This is a genomic window from Bartonella queenslandensis (genome assembly GCF_018155095.1).
Classification (GTDB): domain Bacteria; phylum Pseudomonadota; class Alphaproteobacteria; order Rhizobiales; family Rhizobiaceae; genus Bartonella; species Bartonella queenslandensis_B.
Map to the genome: position 1 here is coordinate 1 of NZ_NAAI01000023.1, position 1,798 is coordinate 1,798.

Here is a 1,798-nt window from a genome sequence, read left to right on the forward strand (position 1 = left end):
TAGCATCACTTGAGCTAGAATTAATGTCGCCATTGGCAAGTGACGTAATCTTGCTATTCGTCTTTTCATCTCCATGTTGTGCTACAAAGGCCTTTGCTTCTTCATTCCAATTTAAAGAATCCTGTGCAACGCCTTCTGAAACTTCTTTAATGCGCTGATTGACATTCTTGATATTATCATCAAGACCAGAAAAAGCTAAGCCAACATCGCTAAAGGACTTGTCCGTAACCGTTCCTTCTTCAGAAATTGAAGATAATTCATAGGTTGGACCTGTAAATGCCCCGTTATTAAATGTTGAACTACCACCTAAAAACTTAGCGACATCACTGCCAATTGTATTAAGCTGTCCACCCGTAACAGCATCATGTGAATTCTCAGAAATCTGACCATTAGCAACATTGTGAAGACCTACAGGGGAAGAAGCCTTACCCTTACCAAAAGTTACACTCGTGTAATCAATTTCATCTTTTCCTTTTTTATCATAATGAACAACCGCTGAATCATCTGACTGAAGATGATTAATCTGATTGGTTATTTCATTTTTGATATTCGTGAAAGAACTACCAACTCCAGCAAACGCATCAGAAACATTCTGATATTCTTGCTCTTCAGATTTACCATCATCCTTAACTGTATTAAACTTGAAAGTTGGATTAGTCCATTGGCCATTCTCATAACCAGCTCCGCCACCTAAGGATTTTGCAACACTGCTTCCCAGAGCATGAAGCTGATTACCCGCTATAGCATCACTTGAGCTAGAATTAATGTCGCCATTGGCAAGTGACGTAATCTTGCTATTCGTCTTTTCATCTCCATGTTGTGCTACAAAGGCCTTTGCTTCTTCATTCCAATTTAAAGAATCCTGTGCAACGCCTTCTGAAACTTCTTTAATGCGCTGATTGACATTCTTGATATTATCATCAAGACCAGAAAAAGCTAAGCCAACATCGCTAAAGGACTTATCCGTAACCTCACCTTTTTTATCGACCTGAGATAACTGATAGATTGGCTGTGTAAAAGCTCCACCACTAAATGCTGCACCACCACCTAAAAACTTAGCAATATCCTCACCAATGGTATTAATCTGTTCACCATTGATCGCATCACGTGAACCCTTGGCGATATTACCATCAGCAACATTATGAAGTGCTACTGGGGCAGAATTTTTACCTTTTCCAAAAGTTACACTTGCATAATTAACGGCGCCACTTTCATCATCTTTTTTATCATAATGAACAACCGCTGAATCATCTGATTGAAGATCCTTAGAAAGATCCTTCAAACTTTTATCAAGTTGGCCTTTGTTAACTGCTTCATTGTCGTTCGTTGCTTCTTTAACCCCTGAAAGAGTTCTATCAGCTCCATGGCGGTTGGCAATATTGATTTCACTGCCTTCTACTTTTGCACCAATCGTGATCCGATTTGTGTCTGCCTCTTTCTGAACAAGGCTATCACCCTTCACATTGGCTATTTCATTGTTAATCTGTTTGGTGATCTCATTCTTAACATTCGTGATAGAATTACCAACTCCTGCAAACGCATCAGAAACATTCTCGTATTGCTCTTCAGTTTCACTCCCATCATCCTTAACTGTATTAAACTTGAAGCTTGGACCTGTCCATACGCCATTCTCATAACCAGCTCCGCCACCTAAGGATTTTGCAACACTGCTTCCCAGAGCATGAAGCTGATTACCCGCTATAGCATCACTTGAGCTAGAATTAATGTCGCCATTGGCAAGTGACGTAATCTTGCTATTCGTCTTTTCATCTCCATGTTGTGCTACAAAGGCCTTTGC

General features: G+C 40.0%; 1 pseudogene. It reads right to left on the reverse strand.

Going from position 1 to position 1,798, the window contains the following annotated elements:
• Positions 1-1,798 (reverse strand): annotated as a pseudogene (locus B5V81_RS08530) (hypothetical protein); the annotation flags it as partial.